General features: G+C 56.1%; 1 protein-coding gene and 1 pseudogene. Both read left to right on the top strand.

Annotation, left to right across the window (positions count from 1 at the left end):
- On the top strand, positions 1 to 190 hold a 190-nt coding region (locus EN749_RS38450; protein ID WP_210214782.1), incomplete at its 5' end, for a hypothetical protein.
- A gap of 12 nt (positions 191 to 202) precedes the next feature.
- Positions 203 to 424: pseudogene (locus EN749_RS37230) on the top strand (DNA helicase); the annotation flags it as partial.

The raw sequence follows: 424 nt of genomic DNA, 5'->3' as shown, positions 1-424 counted from the left end.
ACCGAAAGCTAAACCGGTCACCGTTCCCCGGTCGAAGGCGAGGAACGCTAAGGTCAAAGCACCAAAGAAGCGCACATCGGAACCGAAGCAAAAGTCGGCCAATCAGTTGAAGCGCGAGGAAATGCTCTCGAAACTCGTTGTTGAGTATCGTCAGGATCGCATTTCCCGGTCGTCGAAAGACGAGAAATAGGCTTCGATCACCATGCCCACGATCCTCGCCGACAGCTTCACCACCGCCCTCGCAAAACTCGCAAATGACGAGCAGAAGCAGGCGAAGCTGACGGCGTTCGATCTGCAGGCCAATCCGGACCAGCCCGGCCTTCAATTCCACCGCATCGACAAGTCGAAGGATCCGAATTTCTGGTCGGTGCGAGTTTCACGCGATATCCGCATCATCGTCCACAAGACAGGCGCCAGCCTGATG

The sequence above is a fragment of the Mesorhizobium sp. M7A.F.Ca.ET.027.02.1.1 genome, assembly GCF_004022985.1.
Classification (GTDB): domain Bacteria; phylum Pseudomonadota; class Alphaproteobacteria; order Rhizobiales; family Rhizobiaceae; genus Mesorhizobium.
Note: the sequence above shows the minus strand (reverse complement) of the source record. Positions and strands in the feature narration are given on the sequence as shown.